Source organism: Janthinobacterium sp. OK676 (genome assembly GCF_900103595.1).
Classification (GTDB): domain Bacteria; phylum Pseudomonadota; class Gammaproteobacteria; order Burkholderiales; family Burkholderiaceae_D; genus Janthinobacterium.
The window spans coordinates 1-17,973 of sequence record NZ_FNHA01000003.1 but is presented as its reverse complement, the minus strand read 5'-3'; the positions used below and the strand labels follow the sequence as shown (position 1 = coordinate 17,973).

Below are 17,973 nucleotides of genomic sequence, written 5' to 3'. Positions count from 1 at the left end.
TGATGCAAAACCAGCCCGGGCAAGTTGGCTGGCGTTGGCTTTTTCACTCGAACAAGAAGATTGATATGACATCCCACGATACTTCGCATGACGTTGCGCAGCTGACTTCCCGGCAGCGCATCAAGGCCATCATTGGCGCTTCCTCCGGTAACCTGGTCGAATGGTTCGACTTCTACATTTATTCGTTCTGCGCGCTGTACTTCTCGCACGCCTTCTTCCCGTCCGGTAACCCGACGACGCAGCTGCTGCAGACGGCCGGCATCTTTGCCGCCGGCTTCCTCATGCGTCCCGTGGGCGGCTGGCTGTTCGGCCGCATCGCCGACAAATACGGCCGCCGCCAGTCGATGATGATTTCCGTGCTGATGATGTGCGGCGGTTCCCTGATGATCGCCGTCATGCCGACCTATGACACCATCGGCGCCTTCGCACCGTTCCTGCTGCTCGTGGCGCGTCTGTTCCAGGGCCTGTCCGTCGGCGGCGAATACGGTACCAGCGCCACCTACATGAGCGAAGTGTCGGAGTCGGGCAAGCGCGGCTTCTTCGCCTCGTTCCAGTACGTGACCCTGATCGGCGGCCAGCTGCTGGCCTTGCTGGTGCTGGTGGTCTTGCAGCAACTGTTGACCCTGGAAGAATTGCGTGCCTGGGGCTGGCGCATCCCGTTCGTGTTCGGCGCCCTGGCGGCCCTCGTCTCGCTGAACCTGCGTAAATCGCTGACGGAAACGACCACCGCCAGCGAGCGCAAGGACAAGGATGCGGGCAGCCTGCGCGGCTTGCTCAAGCACAAGCGCGCCTTCATCACCGTGCTCGGATTTACGGCCGGCGGCTCGCTCGTGTTCTACACGTTTACGACCTATATGCAGAAATACCTGGTCAACACGGCCGGCATGGACACCAAGACGGCCAGCGCCGTCATGACCTGCGCTCTGCTCGTGTACATGATCTTGCAACCGGTATTCGGCGCCCTGTCCGACCGCATCGGCCGCCGTACCTCGATGCTGTTCTTCGGCGGCCTGGCCACTCTGTGCGTGCTGCCGATCATGCATGCCTTGAAAGACGTCACCAGCCCGTACGCGGCGTTTGGCCTGATCATCATCGCCTTGGCCATCATCAGCTTCTATACGTCGATCAGCGGCTTGATCAAGGCGGAAATGTTCCCCGTCGAAGTGCGCGCGCTGGGCGTGGGCCTGTCGTATGCGGTCGCCAACGCCATGTTCGGCGGTTCGGCCGAATACGTGGCGCTGCAGTTCAAGGCCTGGCACGTGGAAGAGTATTTCTACTGGTACGTGACCGTCATGTGCCTGATTTCCTTCATCGTCGCCATCCGCATGCCGGACCCGAGCCGCTCGGGACTGCTGAAGTAACGTTGTCGTAAAATGGGGGACACTGCGGTGTCCCTTTTTCATCACCGTCTTTTTATCGCGCCGATCAGGAGTTTCCATGTCGTATGTCATTGCCGCACCGATCCAGCCCAGCGTTCCCGTCATCGGCAGCGCCGACAGCTTTCCCGTCCACCGCATCTATTGCGTGGGCCGCAACTATGTCGACCACGCCAAGGAAATGGGCCACACGGGCCGCGAGGCGCCGTTCTTCTTCATGAAACCAAACGATGCCGTGCTGCCCGTGCCTGCCGGCACGACGGGCGAACTGCCGTATCCCGCGCAGACGCAGGATTTCCAGCACGAGATGGAACTGGTGGTGGCCATCGGCAAGGGCGGCAGCGACATCGGCGTGGCTGATGCGCTGAGTCACGTGTGGGGTTATGCGATCGGCCTGGACATGACGCGCCGCGACGTGCAGGGCGCGGCGAAAAAGCTGGGCCGTCCGTGGGATACGGGCAAGGCCTTCGAGCACTCGGCGCCCATCGGCCCCATCACCCCGGCCGCGCAGGCGGGCGACGTCAACCATGCCGCCATCACCCTGCACGTGAACGGCGAGTTGCGCCAGGCCAGCACCATCGACATGCTGATCTGGAACGTGGCCGAAACCATCGCCGACCTGTCCACTTACTTTACCTTGCAACCGGGCGACCTGATCTACACGGGCACGCCGGCCGGCGTGGCGGCCGTGCAGCGCGGCGACGAGCTGGTGGGCGCCATCGATGGCCTGGGCACTTTGCGCGTGAAAGTGGTCTAAGTTCTCAAGGAGACGGGCATGATGCACGACACGTATTGCGTAGCACAACCGACGCGCGCCGAGATCGACGCCTTGACGGGCCCGGCCCTGCTGGAGTTTGGCACGGGCTGGTGCGGCCACTGTCGCGCCACCCAGGCGCCGCTGGCCGCCGCGTTTGCACAGCACCCCGGCGTGCCGCATATCCGCGTGGAAGACGGCCCCGGCCGCGCCTTGGGGCGTTCGTTCAAGGTGAAACTGTGGCCGACCCTGGTTTTTTTGAAAGATGGCCAGGAAGTGGCGCGCCTCGTGCGCCCGCTCGACAGTCGCGAGATCGAGCAGGCTTTTGCATTGATTGATGCGTAGGTCGTTTTAAACCCAACGGCAGATGCCGGGGTCGGACCCTGAGGGTCCGACCCCAGTCCTTGCTGTTGGGGTTTGCACTGCATCATTTCTTGCCGCACCGCACCACTGCGCGTATCATAAGCCGCTTACAGCAAGATCAACCGCATCCTGAGTGATGCAGCGCGATGATCGCCGGCCCGCTCCACCCGGAGGGGCCGCAGGCAAGGATTCACCACAAATGACCGATGCCGCGATGCCGACGCGCGGGTCTGGTACGGAATGCCTGGCGATACGCCGGGCCTGATACACGTCGCCCATCCCCTGACGCCTTTCCTGCCGTGCCCCGGGTAACCGGATGGCGCACGACCGTTGTTTCTCTAAATCAGCACTGATCGCGGCGTGTTAGCGCGCGTTGGTACACCGTTGTCTACCGTTAACAACGGCGTGTTGCGGCGTGGAATTTGTTTGCGAATTTAATAGCAAATTCGCAGCAATTACGTCCGAGCACAGCTATGATATGTGAACCGCGCGCCTAGACAACGTGCTGTGCTGCTGCCTGAAAAAACATCCAGAGAATGGCCTTTAGACACCCTCCCCAAGGAGCGCAGTAAATGAGCACCCCCCCCAAGAAAAATTCCCCCGGCACGGTGCTGTTCGCCAGCCTGATCGGCACCACCATCGAGTTCTTCGACTTTTATATCTACGCCACCGCCGCCGTGCTGGTGTTCCCGAAACTGTTCTTCCCCGCCGGCGACCCGTCGGCCGCCGTGCTGCAGTCGCTGGCCACGTTCGCCATCGCCTTCTTCGCCCGCCCCATCGGTTCGGCCGTGTTCGGCCACTTCGGCGACCGCATCGGCCGCAAGGCGACCCTCGTGGCAGCCTTGCTGACCATGGGTATTTCCACCGTCATCATCGGCTTGCTGCCGACGTATGCCGCCATCGGGACCCTGGCGCCGCTGCTGCTGGCGCTGTGCCGTTTCGGCCAGGGCCTGGGCCTGGGCGGCGAGTGGGGCGGCGCGGTGCTGCTGGCAACCGAGAACGCGCCACCGGGCAAACGCGCCTGGTACGGCATGTTCCCGCAGCTGGGCGCGCCGATCGGCTTCTTCCTGTCGGGCGGCATCTTCCTGCTGCTGAGCGAAACCATGACCGATGAGCAGTTCTTCAGCTACGGCTGGCGCATCCCGTTCCTGGCCAGCGCGCTGCTGGTCATCGTCGGCCTGTACGTGCGTCTGAAGATCACGGAAACGCCGGACTTCCAGAAAGTCATCGACAAGAACGAAGTCGTCAAGCTGCCGGTCGCCACCGTGTTCCGCCAGCATGGCCGCATGCTGTTCCTGGGCACCATCATCGCCCTGGCCACCTTCGTGCTGTTCTACCTGATGACGGTGTTTGCGCTGAGCTGGGGCACGACCAAGCTGGGCTTCACGCGCAAGGAATTCCTCGTCGTGCAGCTGTTTGCCGTGCTGTTCTTTGCCCTGACGATTCCATTCTCGGCCGTGCTGGCCGACCGCCGCGGCCGCCGCGCCACCCTGATCTGGGTCTCCGTCGCCATCGCCATCTTCGGCCTCGTGCTCGCGCCGATGTTCGGCTCGGGCGTGACGTGGGAAGTGACCGTCTTCATGGCCGTCGGCCTGGGCCTGATGGGCATGACCTACGGACCGCTGGGCACGATGTTGTCCGAGCTGTTCCCGCCCGAAGTGCGCTATACGGGCGCTTCGCTGACGTTCAACCTGGCGGGCATCCTCGGTGCCTCGCTGGCGCCGTACATCGCCACCTGGCTGGCGACCAACTACGGCTTGCAATACGTGGGCTACTACCTGTCGCTGGCGGCCGTGCTGACCCTGGGCGCGCTGCTGATGGTGGGCAAGCCACGCACGGGCAAGGAAGCGTGGGAATAAACGCCCGCGCCAGCTGAATCCACGAAAGCCGCCAGCTGCCCAGCTGGCGGCTTTTTTTTGTCGGTAAAACACCACGCCGCACGCCTGCCGAGATTCTTGTTGACAGTCAAAATCGGCTGGTGGTAAGGTGTGCACACGTGTGCAATGCAGTGCAAACCCCTGGAAAGCACATCCGGGACAGTGACACCGCAAGATAGCGGTGCGGTCTGAAGTACCACAACGACAACAAACTTGGAGTGAGACGATGAAGATGCGCAATGTTGCGATTGCTATAAGCCTGGCCCTGCCGATGACGGCCATGGCCGCCGAGGAACGCCTGTCCGTGCTGTGCTCGGCCGACATGGAATGGTGCCAGCTGATGAAGAACCGCTTCGAGGCGGAAAGCAAGATCAAGGTGTCGATGATCAGGAAGAGCGCGGGGGAAGCCTACGCGAAGATCCGCGCCGAAGCGTCGAACCCGAAATCGGACATCTGGTGGGGCGGCACGGGCGATCCGCACCTGCAAGCGGCCGCCGAAGGCTATACGGAAGAATACAAGTCGCCCACCCTGCCCAAGCTGCAGCCGTGGGCGCTCAAGCAGGCCGAGACGGCCAAGTACCGCACCGTCGGCATCTACATCGGCATCCTGGGCCTGGCCTACAACGAAAACGTGCTGAAGAAGAAAAACCTGCCGCCGCCCCAATGCTGGAAAGACCTCGTCAAGCCCGCCTACAAGGGTGAGATCGAGATGGCCAACCCGAATTCCTCGGGCGCCGCCTACAACGCGCTGGCCACCGTCGTGCAGCTGATGGGGGAAGAGGAAGCGTTCGATTTCCTTGCCAAGATGGGCCAGAACGTCAGCAAGTATCCGAACGCGGGCGTGGCGCCCGGCGAGGACGTGGGCCGTGGCGAAGCGGGCGTGGCCATCGGCTTCATGCATGACCTGATGAAACTCACCGTGGCCGGCTTTCCCGTGAAAGTCTTGCCGCCCTGCGAAGGCACGGGTTACGAGATCGGCTCGATGAGCATCGTCAAGGGCGCGAAAAACATGGAGCAGGCGAAAAAATTCTATGAATTCGCGCTGCGTCCCGACGTGCAGAGCGAAGCCGTCAAAGCGCTGGCCTTCCAGATTCCGTCGAACACGGGCGCCACGATTCCCGCCGCCTCGCCGCGCCTGGAAAACATCAAGACCATCAACTACGACTTCGCCAAGTATGGCGCCTCGGACACACGCAAGCGCTTGTTGCAACGCTGGACTACGCAAATTTACTCTGCCGGCAATTAACGCACGCCAAAACTTACTGCGCGTCGTGATTTGCGGCCTGCGATGCTCACTGTGCTGAAGCACAGCTGCGCGTCTCGGCCACAACTCACTGCCGTTCGCTACAGTTTTGGCAGGCGTTAAACCTATATAAATTGTTCAAAACGTCTGGAAAACCAGGGCGCATCGCGCAACAGAATTTCAGACGTTCATAGTTGGATGAAACTCATGAAAAAGATATTTTACGGCTGGCTGCTGCTTGCCCTGGCAGCGTTGTGCCTGTTGCCCTGGCAGCAGCAGGAAGCGGGACTGTTCGCCGGCGAATGGCTGCGCGACGGCCAGTTCTTCAGTGAACGTGGCGCACCGGCCGTACTGCACGTACTGTCGTTCGGCGCCTGGCCGCTGGGCGTGTTCTTCGCCCTGATCGCCGCCAGCGCCGCGCTGGTGGCCGGCAATCCCCACCGCAAGACCCTGGGTCTGGGCCAGATCGCCATCGGCGGCGCCGGCCTGCTGTGGCTGGCGTGGCTGGGCTGGGGACCGCTGGCCGCTGGCACGGGCCTGGGCTTCGGCGCGCTGCTGCTGGCGCTGTGCCTGCTGTTCCTCCTCACCTCGGGCGCCGCCGCGTGCGGCGTCTGCCGTGGCGACGCCTTCGTGGCCGGCGCGATCGGCCTCATCATTTGCCTCATTTCCCTGTTCGTGCTGTTCCCCGTCGCGCTGATCCTCGTCAGCGCCGGCCAGCCCATGGATGATGGCGGCACGGGCGCCGCCGCCCTGGCGCGCCGCCTGGCCGACCCTGGCATCTGGAGCCTCAATTGCGTGTCCGGTCCCGGCCGCTGCGGCGTGGCCTGGAATACCCTGGCGCTGGCCTTGCTGACGGGCGTGTCGGCCACCTTCCTCGGTCTCGTCTTCGCCCTGCTGGTGACGCGCACCAATGGCCGCTGGGTACGTCCCATGCGCGCCATCACCATCTTGCCGATCGTCACGCCGCCCTTCGTGCTGGGCCTGGCCCTGATCCTGCTGTTCGGCCGCAACGGCGCCATCACGGGCCTGGTCGGTGAGCTGTTTGGCATCGGGCAAAGCCGCTGGCTGTACGGCATGACGGGCGTGTGGCTGTCGCAGATGCTGGCCTTCGCGCCGATCGCCTTCATGACATTGATCGGCGTCGTCGAAGGCGTCAGCCCCTCGCTGGAAGAAGCGTCGGGCACCCTGGGCGCCAGCAGCTGGCAAACCTTCGTCAAGGTGTCGCTGCCGCTGATGCGTCCCGGCATCGCCAATGCCTTCCTGCTGTGCTTTATCGAAAGCATGGCCGACTTCGGCAACCCGATGGTCTTGGGCGGCAACTTCCACGTGCTGTCGACGGAAATCTTCTTTTCCGTGGTGGGCGCCTCGAACGACCAGGGCCGCGCGGCGACCTTGGCCATCGTGCTGCTGACCTTTGCCGTGGGCGCCTTCTTCATCCAGAACCTGTGGCTGGGCAAGAAATCGTATGTGACGGTGACGGGCAAGGCCGACCATGGCGGCCACGCCTCGCTCAACCCGCGCCTGAAAACCACCTTGTGGACCATCGCCCTGCCATGGTTCGCCTTCACGGCCCTGATCTACGGCACGGTGGTGGCGGGCGGCTTCGTGAATAACTGGGGCCAGGACAATGGCTTTACCTTGCGCCATTACATCGACGCCTTCGGCATCACGGCGGGCGCTTCCGGCTGGCACTGGACGGGCCAGGCCTGGCCGTCGCTGTTTACGACCTTGACGATTTCGGCCATCGCCGCACCGTTGACGGCCTTCGTCGGCATCCTGTCGGCCTGGCTGCTGGTGCGTCAGCAATTCGCCCTGAAAAGCGCGTTCGAGTTCGGCACCATGCTCAGCTTTGCCATTCCCGGCACCGTCATCGGCATCAGCTATATTCTCGCGTTCAACTCGGCGCCGATCGAGTTGACGGGCACGGCCACGATTTTGATCCTCTGCTTTGTCTTCCGCAACATGCCGATGGGATTGCGCACGGGCATCGCCGCCATGCGCCAGCTCGACGGCAGCCTGGACGAGGCGTCGATCACCCTGGGCGCCAGCAGCTGGACCACCATGCGCAAGGTCATTCTGCCGCTGCTGCGCCCGGCCATCGCCTCGGCCCTCGTGTATGGCTTCGTGCGCTCGATCACGTCGATCTCGGCCGTCGTCTTCCTCGTCAGCGCCGATTACGACATGGCCACGTCCTACATCATCGGCCTGGTATCGAACGGTAACTACGGCACGGCGATTGCCTACGCCACGGTGCTGATCGTCATCATCCTGCTGTGCATCCAATTGATTCATTTGCTGGTCGGCAAGCGCCGCCTTCGCCGCGTCAGCGCCGAAAAAACGCTGCCTGCCGCCGTTCCCAACCTGGAAAAGAGCTACGCATGAACCACTTTACTACCCAAGAAACGGCCATCGCCGCACTGGAATTCGATCAGGTCACCAAGCGCTACGGCAAGGCCCTGGCCGTCAACGACGTGTCGTTCACGATCGCGCCGCGCACCATGGTCACCCTGCTGGGCCCCAGCGGCTGCGGCAAGACCTCGACCTTGCGTCTGATTGCGGGCCTGGAGCGCGTCAGCGCCGGGCGTATCCTGCTGGCCGGCGAAGACGTCACGTTGACCTCCGCCGCCGAGCGCGACGTCAGCATGGTGTTCCAGTCCTACGCGCTGTTCCCGCACATGACGGTGCTCGACAACGTGTGCTACGGCCTCACCGTCTCGGGCGAGACCAAGCCGCGTGCCGTGGAACGGGCGCAGGAAAGCCTGCGCCTGGTGGGCCTGGCCGACTTTGCCGCGCGCTTCCCGAACGAGTTGTCGGGCGGCCAGCAGCAGCGGGTGGCCGTGGCCCGTTCGCTGGTGCTGCAGCCCAAGGTGCTGCTGCTGGACGAGCCGCTGTCGAACCTCGACACGAAACTGCGCCGCCGCGTGCGCGACGAGATCCGCGACATCCAGGTCAAGCTGGGCCTGACGGCCGTGTACGTCACGCATGACCAGGAAGAGGCGCTGGCCATTTCCGACCAGATCATCGTCATGAACCGGCAAGTGATCGCGCAAAAAGGCACGCCGCACGAGCTGTTCGAATCGCCGGCCGACAAGTTCGTCGCCGACTTCATCTGCAATGCGAACATCGTCGATGGCGTGATCGAATCGGTGGCCGACAGCAAGGCCGTCTGCGTCATGGGCAAGCTGCGGCTGCGCCTGCCATGCCGCAGCCAGCGCAGCGGCGAAGCGAGTTTCGCCGTGCGTCCGGAAGCGATCCTGCTGTCGCCCGCGCAGCCCGACAGCGCCATGGTGGTGCGCGTGGCCCGCGCCACCTACCTGGGACGCGAAATGCAATACACGCTCGATACGCCGGTCGGCGAACTGTTTGCCGTCTCGCACGACTTGAGCCAGGTTTTCACGCAAGGCACATCGGTCGCCATGACCGTACACGAACATGGCGCAGCCATTATTGGAGGACAAGCATGACAGATATGACACAGGCGGCGGTACTGGCCGACGCGGCGACCCTGGAACGCTATGCCTACGCCCGGCACATCATCCGCCAGGCGGGCGAGATTGCGCTGGGCATGTTCCAGCGCCGCACGGAACTGGTGATCGAGGAAAAGGGCTTGCAGGACATGGTCAGCATCGCCGACCGCATGGTGGAGGATTTCCTGCGCGCGCAGATTGCCGAGCGCTTCCCGGCCGACGCCGTGGTGGGCGAGGAACGGGGCGGCGGAGCCGCCGATGCGCGCTGCGTGTGGGTCATCGATCCCATCGACGGCACGGCCTGTTTCGTCAACGGCATGCTGGCCTGGTGCGTGTCGATCGGCGTGCTGGTCGACGGCAAGCCCGCCATCGGCGCCGTGTACGACCCGAATGCGGACGAGCTGTTCCACGCCTGCCAGGGGCAGGGCGCGCATGTGGCGGGGAAGGCCGGCGAAACGCGGCTGCGCGTCAACGACGTGGCCAGCTTGCAGGGCGGCGTGCTGGGCGTGGGCTTTTCGCACCGCGTGGGCACCGGCACTTTCCTGCCCTTCCTGCTCGACGTGCTGGAAGAGGGCGGCATGTTCATCCGCAACGGTTCCGGCGCCTTGATGATCGCCTACGTGGCGGCCGGGCGTTTGATCGGCTATTTCGAGCCGCACATTAATTCCTGGGATTGCCTGGCCGGCATCGTGCTCGTCAATGAAGCGGGCGGGCGCTGCAATGATTTCCTGGCCGATAACGGCCTGGAAAAGGGCAACCCCATCCTCGTGGGCGGTCCCCGTTTGTATCCGCAACTGGCGGCGCTGGCCTTGCCGCGCTGCGCATGAACACATTTTATTGAAAGGGAGGGCAGGCGTCCGGCGAGGGACGCATGTAGTGGCAACACACTGTTGAGCATCATGAGTAATCCACCACCATAAAAACAAGCAGGAGACGGGATGAAAAACCAGATGAACACCATGCAGTTGAACAAGATCGCCGCCGTATTGTTGCTGGCCGCGCCAGGCTGCGTGCTGGCCGCATCGAGCGTCGTCGTGTACGGCCGTATCCATGCGGGCTTCGACCATATCGAAACGTCGAGCTCGGCCACGGCGCCGAATGGCGAATCGGTATCGCGCGTATCGGACAATTCCTCGAAGATCGGTTTCCGGGGACGGGAAGACTTGGGCAATGGCAACACGGCCTTCTTCCAGATCGAGGGCAACGCCAAGCTCGACGATGGCACGGGTGCCATCAATAGCAAGGATACCTTTGTCGGGCTGGAAAACCCCGCCTATGGCCGTATCGCGCTGGGCCGCTTCGCCACGCCGATCCGCCAGATCAACGGCTACACGAATCGCTTCGTGGGCGAAGGCATCCAGGATGACGCCAACATTTCGCAGCTGGGCGGCGAAGGCTTCAACCGCCGCAGCTCGAACGCCGTCAGCTACCGCACGCCCGTGCTGCAGGGCTTCAGCGCCACGATTTACCGTGCCAGCGAAAACGAGGCGCCGAACGGCGACCGCATCTATTCGGGCATCGTGCAATACGTGAACGGCCCCATCAAGGGCGCCGTCGGCTATGAAAAGCACAAGGATTTGCGTCCCGGCTTCAGCGAAAAGATGTTCCGCGCCGTGGGCAATTACAACTTCGGCGGCGGCGACGTGGGCGTGGCCTGGAACCGCATGGTGTATGACGTGGCCGGCGGCGACTTGCAGCGCGACTACTTCACCATCACGGGCGCCTACAAGGCGGGCGGCGGTTCCTTCATCGGCCGTTTCGGCGTGGCAGGCGACGTGTCGGGCAGCGCGCCCAACGGCAGCAGCGTGACCATCAAGGCGACCACCCTCGTGCGCGGCGACGACAGCGGCGCCAAGCAGGCGACCCTGGGCTACGAGTATTACCTGTCCAAGCGCAGCACCGTCTACGCCTACTACACGCAGACGAATAACGACAAGAACGCCAACTACACGTTTGGCGGCAATGCCTTCGCCGCCACCAAGAAGGGTGCCAAGCTCAGCGGTGTAATGCTGGGCGTCATCCACCTGTTTTAACTTTTTTGCCCGGATTTGCACACGTGTGCATTTTCGGGCAGCGTATTCCCGACTATCAAGGAGATGGAAATGATTCAAGTGGCATTGTTCGGCGCCGGGCGCATCGGCCGCATTCACGCCGGCAATCTGGTGCGCCAGCCTGGCGTGCGCCTGAAATACGTGGTCGACGTGCATGCGGGCGCGGCGGCGGAAGTGGCGGCCCTGCATGGCGCCAGCGTCGCCAGCGTGGAGGCCGTGCTGGCCGACCCTGAAGTCAAGGCCGTGCTGATCGCCTCGAGCACGGATACGCATGCGGACCTGATCGTGCGCGCAGCGGCCGCCGGCAAGGCCATCTTTTGCGAAAAACCCGTCGACCTGACCCTCGAGCGCGCACGCGCCGCCGCCGCTGCCGTCAACGACGCTGGCGTGCTGTGCATGATCGGCTTCCAGCGCCGCTACGATCCCACGTTTGCCGCCGTCAAGCAGCGCATCGCAGCGGGCGAGATCGGCACGCCGGAATTGCTCATCATCACCAGCCGCGACCCGGGCCCGCCGCCCGTCAGCTATATCCAGGTGTCGGGCGGCATCTTCAAGGATATGCTGATCCACGATTTCGACATCTTCCGCTGGATACTCGACGATGAAGCCGTCACGGTGCATGCGACGGGCAGCTGCCTCGTCGACCCCGCCATCGGCGCGGCGGGCGACCTCGATTGCACGGCCGTCACCATCCGCACGGCAAAAGGCCGCTTGTGTCAGATCAACACGACGCGCCGCGCCGCCTATGGCTACGACCAGCGTTTCGAAGTGCTGGGCAGCGCCGGCATGCTGCAGGCGGGCAACCACAAGCCGACGGAAGTGACGGCCTATGGTTCGGTGAACGTCAGCGTGGACAAGCCGGAAGATTTTTTCCTGGAACGCTACCGCGCCGCCTACGCCAGCGAAATGGCGCATTTTTTCGATGCCTTTGCCCACGGCGCACCGTTGCGCACCACCGTCCACGATGGCTTGAAAGCGCTGGAACTGGCCGAAGCGGCCACCGTGTCGTGGCGCGAACAGCGCATCGTGCAACTGTCATAAGGAAAGCATGTGATGAAGAATACGACTGAATTTGCCCAGGGCCGGGCGCTCGACGTGATCTGCCTGGGCCGCCTGGCCGTGGACCTGTACGCGCAGCAGATCGGCAGCCCCCTGGAAGACGCCACCAGTTTCGCCAAGTACCTGGGCGGCTCGTCGGCGAACATCGCCTTCGGCACGGCCCGGCTGGGCTTGAAGTCGGCCATGCTGTCGAAAGTGGGTGACGACCACATGGGCCGTTTCCTCACCGACACCCTGGCGAAAGAGGGCTGCGACGTCAGCCACGTGGGCATCGACCGCGACCGCCTCACGGCTTTGGTCATGCTGGGCATCAAGGACGAGAACACCTTTCCCCTGATTTTCTATCGTGAAAATTGCGCCGACATGGCCATCGACGCATCGTCGGTGGATGCGGCTTTCATTGCGTCGAGCAAGGCGCTGCTGATCACCGGCACGCATTTCTCCACGGCCGCCATGCACGCCGTCAGCACGCAGGCACTCACATTGGCCCGCGCCAACAAGGTGCGCACCGTGCTCGACATCGATTACCGGCCCGTGCTGTGGGGCTTGTCGGGCAAGGCCGATGGCGAAACGCGTTTCGTTTCGAACGAAGGCGTGACCGGTCACTTGCAGGGCATCCTGCCTCATTTTGACTTGATCGTCGGCACGGAAGAGGAATTCATGATCGCCGGCGGCGGGGCGGACATCATGGCCAGTTTGCGCGCCGTGCGGGCGGTGAGCCTGGCTATCCTGGTCGTCAAGCGCGGGCCGCTGGGTTGCGCCGTCATCGAGTCTGTGGTGCCTGCCGGTCTCGATGACGCGTTTAATTATCGTGGCGTGCGTGTGGAAGTGTTGAACGTGCTGGGTGCGGGCGACGCTTTTCTGTCTGGCTTTTTGAAAGGCTGGCTGCGCGGCGAGGATTACGAGGCATGCTGCCGCTATGCGAATGGCTGCGGCGCCCTCGTCGTGTCGCGCCACGGCTGCGCGCCGGCCATGCCGTCGCCCGTCGAGCTCGACTATTTCCTGGCCAATGCCGCCAAGCTGACGCAACCGGACCAGGATGCCACCTTGTCGCGCCTGCACCGCACGACGGTCGCGCGCAAAGAGTGGAGCGAGCTGTGCGTATTTGCTTTCGACCACCGCACGCAATTTTTCGAGCTGGCCCAGCAGGGTGTCAGCGATGAAGCGCGGATTTCACGGCTCAAGCAACTGTTCGTGCAAGCCGTGGCCGAGACGGAAGCGGCGCGTGGTTTGCAGGGCGGCACAGGCGTGCTGATCGATGACCGCTATGGCGCCGACGCGCTCAACGACGCGACGGGGCGCGGCTGGTGGATAGGCCGTCCCGTCGAGATGCCGGGCTCGAACCCGCTGCAATTCGACTGGGGCCGCTCGCTCGCTTCGCGGTTGACGCAGTGGCCCAGGGAACACGTGATCAAGTGCCTGGTGCAGTTGCACCCGGACGATACGCCGGAAAACCGCCTGGAGCAGGAAGCGCAGATCAAGGGCTTGTACGAGGCGGCGCAGATCACGGGCCATGAGTTGCTGCTGGAAATTATCCCTGCCAAGTCCTTGCCCCAGCATGACGATACCGTTTATCGCGCCGTCAAGCGCCTGTACAACCTTGGGATCTATCCCGAATGGTGGAAGCTGGAAAGCATGTCAGCCCAGCAATGGCAAGCCATCGATGCCCTCGTGCACGAGCGCGATCCGTATTGCCGCGGCGTCGTGTTGCTGGGCTTGAACGCGCCGATCGCCGCCCTGGCCGCCAGTTTCGAGCAAGCCAGTGCCAGCACCACGTGCAAGGGTTTCATGGTGGGCCGCACCATCTTCCAGGAACCAAGCCGCCGCTGGCTGGCCGGCGAACTCGACGATGCCGGCCTGATCGCCGCCGTGCGCGCCAACTTCGAGCAGCTCATTGGCCTGTGGCAGCGCACGCGCAACCGTCTGGAGCGTGCGGCATGAGCGCCATCCCACACAAAACCGTACGCTTGACCATGGCGCAGGCACTGGTACGCTACCTGGCCGCGCTGCGTACGGACGATGGCCAGTCGCTGTTCGGCGGCGCCTTTGCCATCTTTGGCCACGGCAACGTGGCGGGCCTGGGCGAGGCGCTGTACCAGTACAAGGAAGTGTTTCCCACCTACCGCGCCCACAATGAACAGGCGATGGCGCACGCCGCCATTGCTTACGCGAAAGCCCACATGCGCCGGCGCATGATGGCCGTGACCAGTTCCATCGGCCCGGGCGCCACCAACTTGCTGACGGCCGCCGCGCTGGCGCATGTGAACCGTTTGCCCGTGCTCTTGCTGCCTGGCGACGTCTTCGTCTCGCGCGCGCCGGACCCGGTCTTGCAGCAGCTGGAAGACCCGTCTGACGGCAGCGTTTCCGTCAACGATGCATTCAAGCCGCTGTCACGCTATTTCGACCGCATCGTCTATCCGGAACAGCTACTCACCGCCTTGCCGCGTGCCATTGCCGCCTTGACGGACCCGGCCGCTTGCGGTCCCGTGACTTTGTCTTTGCCGCAAGACGTGCAGACGATGGCGTATGACTATCCCGTGGATTTCTTTGAACCGCGCATCGTGCGTTTGCGCTCCTTGCCGCCTATTGAGCAGGAACTGGACGAAGCGGCGGCGTTGTTGAAACACGCGAAACAGCCGCTGATCGTCGCCGGTGGCGGCGTGCTGTACGGCCAGGCCAGCGCCGCCCTGCAGGCGTTTGCCGAACGCCATGGCATTCCCGTGGCGGAAACCCAGGCCGGTAAAAGTTCCCTGCCATGGGACCATCCGCTGCAGCTGGGCGCCATCGGCGTGACGGGCTCGCCCGCCGCGAACGCCCTGGCGGCGGACGCGGACGTGGTGCTGGCCATCGGCACGCGCCTGCAGGATTTCACGACGGGGTCGAACTCCCTGTTTGCGCAGGCGCAACTGATCAGCCTGAACGTCAACGGTGTTGACGCCTTGAAACGCCGTGGCCTCGGCGTGCAGGCGGACGCGACACTGGGCTTGCAAGGCCTGTCGCGGCTGCTGGGCAGCTGGAACAGCGCGGGCCAGTGGCAAGACCGGGCGCAGCAGGCAGGGAACGCGTGGCGCGAGACAGTCAAAAGCATCACCGGCAAACGCGAGGTGGCCGGCTTGCCGTACGACGGCGAAGTCATCGGCGCCGTGCAGCGCTCGTCACCGGATTCGACGCGCAACGATATCGTCGTCTGCGCGGCGGGCACCTTGCCGGCCGAACTGCACAAGCTCTGGCGCACGAGCACGCCGGGCGGCTACCACATGGAATACGGCTACTCGTGCATGGGCTATGAAATCGCCGGCGGCCTCGGCGTCAAGATGGCCAAACCCGATGCCGAGGTCATCGTCATGGTGGGCGACGGCAGCTATCTGATGATGAATTCGGAAATCGCCACCTCCGTCATGCTCGACAAAAAACTCATCATCGTCGTGCTCGACAACCGGGGTTACGGTTGCATCAACCGCCTGCAGCAGGCCTGCGGCAATCCTTCCTTCAACAATATGTTGCCCGACAGCGCACCGCGTATCGACTTTGCCCTGCATGCGCAATCGCTGGGCGCGCTGTCCGAACACGTGGCCAATATCGCCGAGCTGGAACAGGCCATGCTGCGCGCCCGGGCCGCGCCCCGCACGTATCTGATCTGCATCGATACGGACGACACGCGTACGACGGAGGAGGGCGGTTGCTGGTGGGAAGTGGCCGTACCGGAAGTGTCCACCCAGCCAGCCGTGCAGCTTGCGCGCACCCGTTATGAACTTGACCGCCTGAAACAAAGGAATTGAGATGAATACATGGAATGTGAAGATCGGCATCAACCCGATCTCGTGGATGAACGACGATTTGCCGAGCCTGGGCGGTGAGACGCCGCTGGAAACGGCGTTGAAGGAGGGCGCCGAGATCGGCTACGTGGGTTTTGAACTGGGCAACAAGTTTCCCAAGGATGCGCCATCCCTGAACGCCGTGCTGGGCAAATACCATCTCGCCTGTGTTTCCGGCTGGTACTCGGGGCGGCTGGCGCACCGCTCGGTCGAAGAAGAGATCGCTTCCGTAGCGTCGCATTTACGGCTGCTGGCCGACAGCGGCGCCACCGTCATGGTCTACGGCGAAGTGGCCGACGCCATTCAGGGCGAAGCGCGCCCCCTGTATAAACGCCCGCGTTTCCAGTCGCAGCGGCAATGGCAGGATTACGCGGACAAATTGACGGCGTTTGCAAAACACTTGCTCGACCACGGCGTACGCCTGGCCTACCACCACCACATGGGCGCCTACGTGGAAACGCCGGCCGACGTGGACCAACTGATGGCCTTGACGGGCCCCGAGGTCGGCTTGCTGTTCGACACGGGCCACATCACCTTTGCGGGCGGCGATGCGCTGGCGGTGTTAAATAAGCACATCGATCGCATCTGTCACGTGCATTGCAAGGACGTGCGCCCCAACGTCGTGAAACTGGCGCGCAATGGCCACTGGAGTTTCTTGCAGGCCGTCATTAATGGCGCTTTCAGCGTACCGGGCGACGGCAGCATCGACTTTCCCGCCATCCTCACGCGCCTGTATCTGCACGGCTATGCGGGCTGGCTGGTGGTGGAGGCGGAGCAGGACCCGGCCGTCGCGCCCAGCTATGCATACGCGAAGATGGGCCATGATTACCTGGCCAAGCTCGTCGAGGCGATTCCCCGTCTGGGTCGGGAGGCGGCATGAGCCCGCTGCTCGTCAAGGCCCGGCCGGGTTCCACCATCGTTGAGGTGACACCGGAATCGGCCGGCTGGACCCATGTCGGTTTCGCCGCGCACCGTCTTCCAGCGGGCGAGTCCTTGCAGCTGGACACGGGCAAGCGCGAACTGTGCATCGTCGTGCTGACGGGCACGGTCACGGTGCGGGCGGGCGATCAAACCTGGGAAGCCATCGGCGGACGCGTCAGCGTGTTTGAAGACCGCTCGCCGTATGCCGTGTATGTCCCGCTGGATACAACGGTCAGCGTCACGGCTGTGAGCGACGCGGAAGTGGCCTTGTGCAGCGCACCAGGCACCACCCGCCGTCCGGCGCGCCTGATCGAGCCAGCTTCCATGACGCGCTCCGTGCGCGGCAAGGGCGCCAATACCCGCTATGTGTGCGACATCCTGCCGCAAACGGAAGAAGCCGATGGCTTGCTGGTGGTCGAGGTGATCACGCCGTCCGGCCATTCATCAAGCTATCCGCCGCACAAGCACGACAGCGACAATGTGCCGCTGGAAAGTTCGCTCGAGGAAACCTATTACCACCGCCTGAATCCCGAACAGGGCTTTGCCTACCAACGGGTCTATACGGATGACCGTTCCATCGACGAAGCCATGGCCGTGGAAAACCACGACGTGGTGATGGTGCCCAGGGGGTACCACCCCGTGACCGTGCCGTATGGCTACGATGGCTATTACCTGAACGTGATGGCCGGCCCGAAACGCGTGTGGCACTTTAAAAATGACCCGGCCCATGACTGGCTGATGACGAAATAACCAAGGACAAGCAATGACAACGCAACAGATCGGCCACTTTATTGGTGGCAAACCCATGGCTTCGCGCGCCGAGCGCACGAGCGACGTCTTCAATCCCGCCACCGGCGCCGTGACGGCGAAGGTGGCGCTGGCCACGCCTTCCGAATTGAACGCGGCCGTGGCGGCCGCCCACGCGGCCTTTCCCGCCTGGTCGCAAACCTCGCCGCTGCGCCGCGCGCGCGTCATGTTCAAGTTCAAGGAATTGCTGGAAGAACACTCGGATCAACTGGCCGCCCTGATCACGGCGGAGCACGGCAA

Annotated in this window: 15 protein-coding genes; all 15 read left to right on the top strand. The window is 63.5% G+C overall.

Annotation, left to right across the window (positions count from 1 at the left end):
* The first annotated feature begins 65 nt into the window (after positions 1–65).
* Positions 66–1,361, top strand: a complete 1,296-nt coding sequence (locus tag BLU39_RS06935) for an MFS family transporter (protein ID WP_092711398.1) — start codon at positions 66–68, stop codon at positions 1,359–1,361.
* A gap of 76 nt (positions 1,362–1,437) precedes the next feature.
* Positions 1,438–2,133 (top strand): fumarylacetoacetate hydrolase family protein, encoded by a 696-nt coding sequence (locus BLU39_RS06930; protein WP_092711396.1) that lies wholly within the window; start codon positions 1,438–1,440, stop codon positions 2,131–2,133.
* A gap of 18 nt (positions 2,134–2,151) precedes the next feature.
* The gene (locus tag BLU39_RS06925; protein WP_092711394.1) at positions 2,152–2,475 is read left to right on the top strand and encodes a thioredoxin family protein; all 324 of its coding nucleotides are present in this window, start codon (positions 2,152–2,154) and stop codon (positions 2,473–2,475) included.
* A gap of 590 nt (positions 2,476–3,065) precedes the next feature.
* On the top strand, positions 3,066–4,352 hold the full coding sequence (locus BLU39_RS06920) for an MFS transporter (protein ID WP_092711392.1): 1,287 nt from the start codon (positions 3,066–3,068) through the stop codon (positions 4,350–4,352).
* A gap of 244 nt (positions 4,353–4,596) precedes the next feature.
* Complete coding sequence (locus tag BLU39_RS06915; RefSeq protein ID WP_092711390.1) at positions 4,597–5,616, top strand: ABC transporter substrate-binding protein; 1,020 nt, start codon at positions 4,597–4,599, stop codon at positions 5,614–5,616.
* Between the two features lie 204 nt (positions 5,617–5,820).
* Positions 5,821–7,995, top strand: coding sequence for an ABC transporter permease (locus BLU39_RS06910; RefSeq protein WP_254788911.1), 2,175 nt, complete (start codon positions 5,821–5,823; stop codon positions 7,993–7,995).
* Positions 7,992–9,077: an ABC transporter ATP-binding protein gene (locus BLU39_RS06905; RefSeq protein ID WP_092711386.1), complete on the top strand. Its 1,086-nt coding sequence runs from the start codon at positions 7,992–7,994 to the stop codon at positions 9,075–9,077. Before BLU39_RS06910 ends, BLU39_RS06905 begins: the two co-directional genes overlap by 4 nt.
* Positions 9,074–9,907, top strand: a complete 834-nt coding sequence (locus tag BLU39_RS06900; RefSeq protein WP_092711384.1) for an inositol monophosphatase family protein — start codon at positions 9,074–9,076, stop codon at positions 9,905–9,907. The genes BLU39_RS06905 and BLU39_RS06900 overlap by 4 nt, the downstream gene beginning before the upstream one ends.
* 111 nt (positions 9,908–10,018) lie before the next feature.
* A complete protein-coding gene (locus BLU39_RS06895; protein WP_092711382.1) occupies positions 10,019–11,113 on the top strand; it encodes a porin in 1,095 nt (364 codons plus the stop codon).
* 69 nt (positions 11,114–11,182) lie between these two features.
* Positions 11,183–12,172 carry an inositol 2-dehydrogenase gene (gene iolG / locus BLU39_RS06890; RefSeq protein WP_092711380.1) on the top strand — a complete coding sequence of 330 codons (990 nt, stop codon included), beginning with the start codon at positions 11,183–11,185 and terminating at the stop codon, positions 12,170–12,172.
* Positions 12,173–12,184: 12 nt separating this feature from the next.
* Positions 12,185–14,131 (top strand): bifunctional 5-dehydro-2-deoxygluconokinase/5-dehydro-2-deoxyphosphogluconate aldolase, encoded by a 1,947-nt coding sequence (iolC, locus tag BLU39_RS06885; RefSeq protein WP_092711378.1) that lies wholly within the window; start codon positions 12,185–12,187, stop codon positions 14,129–14,131.
* Positions 14,128–15,969: a 3D-(3,5/4)-trihydroxycyclohexane-1,2-dione acylhydrolase (decyclizing) gene (gene iolD, locus BLU39_RS06880; protein ID WP_092711376.1), complete on the top strand. Its 1,842-nt coding sequence runs from the start codon at positions 14,128–14,130 to the stop codon at positions 15,967–15,969. The genes iolC and iolD overlap by 4 nt, the downstream gene beginning before the upstream one ends.
* Position 15,970: 1 nt before the next feature.
* The gene (gene iolE / locus BLU39_RS06875; protein WP_092711373.1) at positions 15,971–16,885 is read left to right on the top strand and encodes a myo-inosose-2 dehydratase; all 915 of its coding nucleotides are present in this window, start codon (positions 15,971–15,973) and stop codon (positions 16,883–16,885) included.
* Positions 16,882–17,676: a 5-deoxy-glucuronate isomerase gene (iolB, locus tag BLU39_RS06870; RefSeq protein WP_092711371.1), complete on the top strand. Its 795-nt coding sequence runs from the start codon at positions 16,882–16,884 to the stop codon at positions 17,674–17,676. The genes iolE and iolB overlap by 4 nt, the downstream gene beginning before the upstream one ends.
* A gap of 13 nt (positions 17,677–17,689) precedes the next feature.
* A partial coding sequence (locus BLU39_RS06865) for an aldehyde dehydrogenase family protein (protein ID WP_139178189.1) occupies positions 17,690–17,973 on the top strand: 284 nt, incomplete at its 3' end.

Bases quoted from the DNA above. Each gene is read 5' to 3' on its own strand.
- BLU39_RS06935 (WP_092711398.1), top strand. From the start codon at position 66: ATGACATCCCACGATACTTCGCATGACGTTGCGCAGCTGACTTCCCGG.
- BLU39_RS06930 (WP_092711396.1), top strand. From the start codon at position 1,438: ATGTCGTATGTCATTGCCGCACCGATCCAGCCCAGCGTTCCCGTCATC.
- BLU39_RS06925 (WP_092711394.1), top strand. From the start codon at position 2,152: ATGATGCACGACACGTATTGCGTAGCACAACCGACGCGCGCCGAGATC.
- BLU39_RS06920 (WP_092711392.1), top strand. From the start codon at position 3,066: ATGAGCACCCCCCCCAAGAAAAATTCCCCCGGCACGGTGCTGTTCGCC.
- BLU39_RS06915 (WP_092711390.1), top strand. From the start codon at position 4,597: ATGAAGATGCGCAATGTTGCGATTGCTATAAGCCTGGCCCTGCCGATG.
- BLU39_RS06910 (WP_254788911.1), top strand. From the start codon at position 5,821: ATGAAAAAGATATTTTACGGCTGGCTGCTGCTTGCCCTGGCAGCGTTG.
- BLU39_RS06905 (WP_092711386.1), top strand. From the start codon at position 7,992: ATGAACCACTTTACTACCCAAGAAACGGCCATCGCCGCACTGGAATTC.
- BLU39_RS06900 (WP_092711384.1), top strand. From the start codon at position 9,074: ATGACAGATATGACACAGGCGGCGGTACTGGCCGACGCGGCGACCCTG.
- BLU39_RS06895 (WP_092711382.1), top strand. From the start codon at position 10,019: ATGAAAAACCAGATGAACACCATGCAGTTGAACAAGATCGCCGCCGTA.
- iolG (WP_092711380.1), top strand. From the start codon at position 11,183: ATGATTCAAGTGGCATTGTTCGGCGCCGGGCGCATCGGCCGCATTCAC.
- iolC (WP_092711378.1), top strand. From the start codon at position 12,185: ATGAAGAATACGACTGAATTTGCCCAGGGCCGGGCGCTCGACGTGATC.
- iolD (WP_092711376.1), top strand. From the start codon at position 14,128: ATGAGCGCCATCCCACACAAAACCGTACGCTTGACCATGGCGCAGGCA.
- iolE (WP_092711373.1), top strand. From the start codon at position 15,971: ATGAATACATGGAATGTGAAGATCGGCATCAACCCGATCTCGTGGATG.
- iolB (WP_092711371.1), top strand. From the start codon at position 16,882: ATGAGCCCGCTGCTCGTCAAGGCCCGGCCGGGTTCCACCATCGTTGAG.